The 6,564-nt window shown below is 46.7% G+C and carries 7 protein-coding genes; 1 reads left to right on the top strand and 6 read right to left on the bottom strand.

The genetic code is table 11. The annotated features are described in order from the left end of the window. Positions 1-1,311 precede the first annotated feature (1,311 nt). A complete protein-coding gene (gene nadC / locus E5342_RS18330; protein WP_135960020.1) occupies positions 1,312-2,151 on the bottom strand; it encodes a carboxylating nicotinate-nucleotide diphosphorylase in 840 nt (279 codons plus the stop codon). A gap of 3 nt (positions 2,152-2,154) precedes the next feature. Further along, positions 2,155-2,526 carry a DUF4783 domain-containing protein gene (locus E5342_RS18335; RefSeq protein ID WP_121735904.1) on the bottom strand — a complete coding sequence of 124 codons (372 nt, stop codon included), beginning with the start codon at positions 2,524-2,526 and terminating at the stop codon, positions 2,155-2,157. An 88-nt stretch (positions 2,527-2,614) separates the two neighbouring features. Between E5342_RS18335 and rlmH the strand changes: the two genes are divergently transcribed. After that, on the top strand, positions 2,615-3,088 hold the full coding sequence (gene rlmH, locus E5342_RS18340; protein WP_121735903.1) for a 23S rRNA (pseudouridine(1915)-N(3))-methyltransferase RlmH: 474 nt from the start codon (positions 2,615-2,617) through the stop codon (positions 3,086-3,088). A gap of 111 nt (positions 3,089-3,199) precedes the next feature. On the opposite strand, the gene E5342_RS18345 is transcribed toward rlmH, so the two are convergent. The 4 genes from E5342_RS18345 to E5342_RS18360 form a co-directional block, all read right to left on the bottom strand. After that, on the bottom strand, positions 3,200-3,520 hold the full coding sequence (locus tag E5342_RS18345; RefSeq protein ID WP_005854432.1) for a DMT family transporter: 321 nt from the start codon (positions 3,518-3,520) through the stop codon (positions 3,200-3,202). A gap of 9 nt (positions 3,521-3,529) precedes the next feature. Continuing rightward, complete coding sequence (gene aroC, locus E5342_RS18350) at positions 3,530-4,606, bottom strand: chorismate synthase (RefSeq protein ID WP_121735902.1); 1,077 nt, start codon at positions 4,604-4,606, stop codon at positions 3,530-3,532. A gap of 103 nt (positions 4,607-4,709) precedes the next feature. Beyond that, complete coding sequence (locus E5342_RS18355; protein ID WP_121735901.1) at positions 4,710-5,285, bottom strand: FKBP-type peptidyl-prolyl cis-trans isomerase; 576 nt, start codon at positions 5,283-5,285, stop codon at positions 4,710-4,712. Positions 5,286-5,336: 51 nt separating this feature from the next. After that, positions 5,337-6,512, bottom strand: coding sequence for a MalY/PatB family protein (locus E5342_RS18360; RefSeq protein ID WP_135960021.1), 1,176 nt, complete (start codon positions 6,510-6,512; stop codon positions 5,337-5,339). Positions 6,513-6,564 lie beyond the last annotated feature (52 nt).

Below are 6,564 nucleotides of genomic sequence, written 5' to 3' on the forward strand. Positions count from 1 at the left end.
CGGACAATACTTTGCCCGTCAAGTCTCTCGCTACGGCTTGGTAGCTGATGAGTTGCGGTGTTTGCGCTTGCGTGAGGCCGATGGCGAGAAGCCATGCGCACAGCATAAGGATCTTTCTTGTATTCATCTGATTTATATTTAAAAGTTAATAATAGTTCGTATAAACCAGCATATACAAAAAAAGCGCGGGATTCGTCTGTCACTTATCCCACACCTCAGGCCTTCGCATTGCCTTCACAAGAGGATAAGCAACGTTGAAGCCCATGCCGATATGTATGTAACAAGCTTCCGTGTGTCTTTGAGAACCCACGAAAGGATACGATACACCCTACGCAGACATCTACCGCTGCCCTGTCTCCTCTTGTTTCAAAGTTGCGAAGTTTGAGATGTAGAAGACAAGACGCTAATAAACGCCTTTTCAATATATGTCTGTTCCCGCCTGTTCGATCGGCGTGGGAACAACGCAAAGATAAGGATTATTCGGATAGAAACCCTTTTGTGGACGATATATTTCATGCGAAGATATACGCTATATGAATGTCCGGGACTCCTTTGGAACGTTCGGCAAACAGGCTTTTCGCTGACTTTATGATCGGATTACAGCCTCTTTCGTGACAAGTTCTTTGCGGATGGATCGCGAGATAGCGGCCATTTGAGGTGCTAAACCAGTCGTTTTTGCATGAGACAAGCGATTTTGGGACGCAAAACGGCGGTTTCGGCTACCTGTTTCCGTGCCGATCGGCATTGTAATCCGACTGGAATAGGGTTGTAAACCCATACGGATGGGCATCATAAGCCTGTTACTTCCCAGTCGTAACCTTATGGAATCGCCCGGATAAGTCTGATAATCGTCTTTTCGAGGCGATTTTTTCGCTGGAATGATTTTTTGTATCGTCTTAACGGATAATACATTAAATATATTTTAACGTAGATTTGGATACATACCGCACCTTGGCCCGAAAAAAAGATTCTCCGGCAGTTTAGTTTACAATTTGTCAAAAGGAAAGCGAGAGGGTATCAAGAGCGGGAAGGAAGAAAAAACATCTAGGTAGACGGGCGGAAAACTACTTAATAAGCAGAGCGGCATCAGCTTAGTAAGCAGACCACCCCTCTACTTACTAAGCTGATGTAGCTCTACTTAGGGACGTGATGTCGGCTTGCTTAGGGAGTTGTTTCCTGTTTGTTTATCGGGCTGTTCCTGTAGCATGTTGCGGGAGGCTTTACGAGGTTTGGCGGGGCTGTAAAAATGCCCCTTTAAGGATTCTCATCCTTGCGGGGGCATCTATTGATTATGGAAAAGTAGAGGCTCTATCAGCAAGCCTTGAAGCTCATATCCAAGCTCTTCACGGAGTGAGTCAAGGCTCCTACGGAGATGAAGTCTACGCCGCATTCCGCATAATCACGCAATGTGTCGAACGTAATACCACCGGAAGACTCTACCTCGAAACGTCCGTTAATGCGGCGAACCGCCTCTTTCGTATTCTCGATATTAAAGTTATCCAACATGATACGATCGATACCGCCTACTTTCATGGCTTCCTCCAACTCGTCGAAGTTACGAACCTCGATCTCGATCTTTAGGTTCTTACCTTTTTCTTTCAGATAGTTTTGCGCACGTGTGATCGCTTGCTCGATGCCTCCGGCGAAATCCACGTGATTATCTTTCAATAAGATCATATCGAACAAACCGATGCGATGGTTCATGCCGCCGCCGATACGTACGGCCTCTTTCTCGATCATACGCATACCGGGAGTTGTCTTGCGAGTATCCAAAACGTGTGTCTTGGTACCTTCCAACGCCTTGGCGTATTTACGGGTCGTGGTAGCGATGCCGCTCATGCGTTGCATAACATTCAGCATCAACCGTTCGGTCTGCAATAAGGATTGGATCTTACCTTCCACTACGAACGCTATATCCCCTTTTTTCACTTCGGCTCCGTCTTGTATAAAGACCGTCATTTTCAGTTCCGGATCGAAGTCGTGGAAAATACGTTTCGCCATTTCTACGCCGGCCAATACGCCATCTTCCTTAATGATCAGCTGGCTTTTCCCCATCGCGGTCTTGGGGATGCAACATAAGGTCGTATGATCGCCATCGCCAATATCCTCGGCAAACGCTAATTTGATTAAGTCGTCAATAAGTTTGTCCATCTTTTATTCTATTCTGATTGATTGTATGATCGCTGTATTTCCTTCGGTGCGGTACGTGATGTTTACACGGTACTCACCGGAAGACGTCGGAAGTTTTCCGACAAGGAAACCACTTTCCTTTTTATCCGCATGATGTACGACCGAGAATCCGGAAGGCTTATTCGAACTGAAAAATGAGGACAACATAGAGACGGCCTCACTTCCGTTACATTTCTTAGAGGAACTGGGCAAGGCTACATCCACCTCCTTATCCATAGCTCCGGATAGAGAGGAGGCATTTCCTGCCTTGAAAGCATTTGATATACTGGCAATATCCGCCGCCTGCGCACATATGAACGCGAATATCAAGGCGAATGTAAGTAAAAGTCGTTTCATAAGCTTTCTTTATTTTATTGAGTAATTACTGGCAAAGGTATGTATTTTTCTTGTAACTTAGCCTTTCTAAACCTGTAAATGTAAGTAGATGAAGATTGGATTGATTGTGATTGGTAAGACGGATGCCAGTTATTTTGTGGAGGCTATCAATGAGTATAAAAATCGCTTGACGCATTATATACCTTTTGAAATGGAAGTCATACCGGATATAAAGAACGTGAAGAACCTCTCTGAGGCGCAGCAAAAGGAGAAGGAGGGCGAATTGATTTTAAAGACCTTGCAGCCTGGTGATTATTTGGTGTTGCTGGATGAGAAAGGGAAGGAGTTTACCTCCATGCAATTTTCTGCTTACCTGGAAAAGAAAATGCATACGGTCCCGAAACGCTTGGTATTTGTGGTAGGCGGTCCTTACGGTTTTAGTGAGGCCGTGTATAAGGCTGCGTCGGAAAAGATCTCGTTGAGCAAGATGACTTTTTCCCACCAGATGATCCGATTGATCTTTATCGAGCAGATTTACCGGGCGATGACGATCTTGAATAACGAGCCTTATCATCATGAGTAGTTGCGTCGGTTAACGGCAGTATAGGTATAGGTGTAGCCCTATACCTATACTGCCGCAAGCTCACGCCTATGCTGGCGTAGCCCCACGGCAGTATAGGTGTTTTTACCCGGATTAATGGACTAATTTCAACCCGACGATCCCTATCAATATCAAGGATAAGAATAATAACCTGAATATATTCGCGGAATCATGGAAAAACAAGATTCCAAGAAGAACAGTCCCTATAGCCCCGATCCCGGTCCAGATTACATAAGCCGTACCGATCGGGATGCTTTTTTGGGCGAGATATAGGAAATACCCGCTTAAACCCATGGATAAGATTGATAAACCTATAAACCAAATAAAATATTTGGAATGCATACTTGCTAATTTAAATCCCAGCGGCCAGCCGATCTCGAATAATCCAGCTATAATTAACAGAATCCAAGCCATAAGTTCGTCTTAGAAGTTCTCCCGTGTCTTTTGGATCAATAAATAATCCAATAAAGTCATGGCGGTCATAGACTCGACTATAGGTACCGCACGAGGCAATACGCATGGATCATGACGTCCGCGTGCCTTTAATATCGTATCTTCTCCCTCCATATTAACCGTTTCTTGTTCCTGCAGGATCGTAGCGACCGATTTAAAGGCTACCCGGAAATAAATATCTTGTCCGTTGGAGATTCCTCCTTGGATACCGCCGGAATTATTGGTATGCGTATTGATATGCCCATTATCATTGAAGAAGCGATCGTTCCTTTCCGATCCTCGGAATAAGGCGGCATTGAACCCGTCTCCATACTCGAAGCCCTTCACGGCGTTGATCGTAAGCATCGCATGCCCCAACGCGGCATGCAACTTGCCGAACACAGGCTCTCCCAATCCGACGGGAACCCCTTTCGCCACACAGGTAATAACACCGCCGATCGTATCTCCTTTCGATTTGACCTCGGCGATCAAGGTTTCCATCTCTGAGGCGGTCTTCGGGTCCGGGCAACGTGCATCGCTCTTCTCCGTCAAGCTTAAATCATAATCTTGGTAACTGCCCGCTAATTGGATCGGGCCGACCTGCGAGGTATAAGCCTGGATCTGTATGCCGTATTGCTTAAGGGCGAGTTTAGCGATAGCCCCAGCCACGCAACGAGCGATCGTTTCCCGGGCGGACGAGCGTCCACCTCCACGGGGATCACGGATTCCATATTTCGTTTGATAGGTATAATCAGCATGGGAAGGACGGTAAACCGCCTTCATATTGTCATAGTCCGAGGAATGTTGGTTTTTGTTCCAGATGATGAAACCTATTGGCGTACCGGTTGTCTTTCCCTCGTAGATACCGGAAAGAAACTGTACCTCATCATCCTCTTTACGGGGGGTCGTGATACGGGATTGTCCCGGTTTACGACGGTTCAGCTCTTGCTGGATGAATGCCGTATCTAATTCGATTCCGGCCGGGCATCCGTCGATCACGCCGCCGATACCGGGGCCGTGCGATTCGCCGAACGATGTTAATCTATAAATATTACCAAAAGTATTCACCGCTTTGTCTAGTTGAAAATTGAAAATTGAAAATTGAGAACCAAAAGCCGATGATTAGGCGTTTCTCCTAATTCTCAATTTTCAATTCTCAATTTCCCTTTATTTAGTGGCATCCACCACAACCGCAACCACCCTCGTGGTTGTCGCCGCAATCGCTACCGCAATCGTCGCAACCGCAACCGCATCCTCCGGCGGGAGCGGAGAAGGCAGCGATCTCTTCCGCTGTCGGTTCGTGTACGTCGATTACCTCGCCGCTGAAATGCAAGGTCTCGCCAGCCAACGGATGGTTGAAGTCCATTACCACGATATCATCCTTCACTTCCAATACGGAGCCGTTCATACGGTTGCCGTTGGAATCCATCATCGGGACCGTATTACCTTCCTTGATCATCTCGGCGTCGAATTTACCATCTACCTCGAAGATATTCTTCGGAAGATCCAATACGTGCTCCTCGTTATATTCGCCATAAGCCTCGGCTGGCTCGATGGAGAAGTTGAACGTGCCGCCTACTTCCAGCCCGTTCAAGGCTTTCTCGAATGCCGGAAGCATCATGCCTGTTCCGTAGATGAATTTCAAAGGAGCCTCGACCGTCGCTTTTTCCATTAACTCACGTTCTTCACCTTCGCCAACGTTCAGGTCGTATGTAACCGCAACGTATTTGTTTGCTGTAATTCTCATTTGTCTTGTATTTTAAATAGTATGTATAGAAATGCTCGCGAAGATACGATTTTATTTCTTATCCACCGCCTTTTTAAGTGCGTTCATCGCTTTATCTAAAACAGAGCGGGGGCAGCCGATGTTCAAACGCATGTGGCCTTCTCCTCCGGGGCCGAAGATACTTCCGTCGTTCAACGCTAGTCCGGCTTTGTCTTTGAACAGGCGTACGAGTTCTTCTTGACTTAATTTCAGTTCCCTGCAATCCAACCAAACGAGGAAGGAAGCCTGGGGTTGGTAGACTTTTATCTTGGGAAGATGCTGTTTCATGAACTCTTCCACGAAACGCACGTTTTCCATGATATACATTCGCATTTGTTGCAACCATTCGGCGCCGTAGGTGTAAGCGGCGGTCGTGGCCGTATAAGCGAAGATCGTGCCATCGCCAAACTCTCCGGCTTCAAGAAAGGAATAAAATTTTTCCCGGACGCGATCATTGGGTACGATTGCGTAGGAAGTCACGATACCGGCGATATTGAACGTCTTGCTGGGGGCCATGAAAGTTACGCTGCAAGATGCGGCGGTATCCGATACGGAGGCGAACGGGTAATGCGTGTACTGGGGATAGGCCATTTCCGCATGAATCTCATCGGAGATAACCAAAATATTGTGCTCGGCGCAAATCTCGGCCAATCGGACTAAGGTTTCCTTTTTCCAGACGATCCCACCCGGATTGTGGGGGTTGCAGAGGATCAGCACCTTGCATTTGTCGTCTATGATAGATTCAAGATGATCGAAATCCATCTCGTAGATGCCGTCTACCATCTTTAGCGGATTATAAACGACCTCACGCCTCATTTTTTCCGGAACGATGCGGAACGGATGATAAACAGGGGGCTGGATGATGACCTTATCCCCTTTTTGCGTAAAGCATTGGATGGCGAAGGCGATTCCCTTTACGATTCCTGGGATATAGCTGATCCATTCCCGCCGTATTTTCCAGTTATGTTTGTAGCGCACCCAATTGATGATGCTCTCGTAATACTCGTCGGAGCCGAATGTATAACCGAAGACCTCGTGCTCGCAACGTTTTTTCAGGGCATCTACGATAAAGTCCGGCGTACGGAAGTCCATATCCGCCACCCAGAGTGGTACTAGATTCTCGTCACCGAACATCTCTTTCAAGCGGTCGAATTTCACGCAACTCGTCCCATGCCGTTCGATGACCTCATCGAAGTTGTAATGTTTCATTGTATATTATTTAATCGTTATATTTTTGCATAAAGTTTCAACATCAGAGTGT

The organism is Parabacteroides distasonis, assembly GCF_004793765.1.
In the GTDB taxonomy this organism is placed as follows: domain Bacteria; phylum Bacteroidota; class Bacteroidia; order Bacteroidales; family Tannerellaceae; genus Parabacteroides; species Parabacteroides distasonis_A.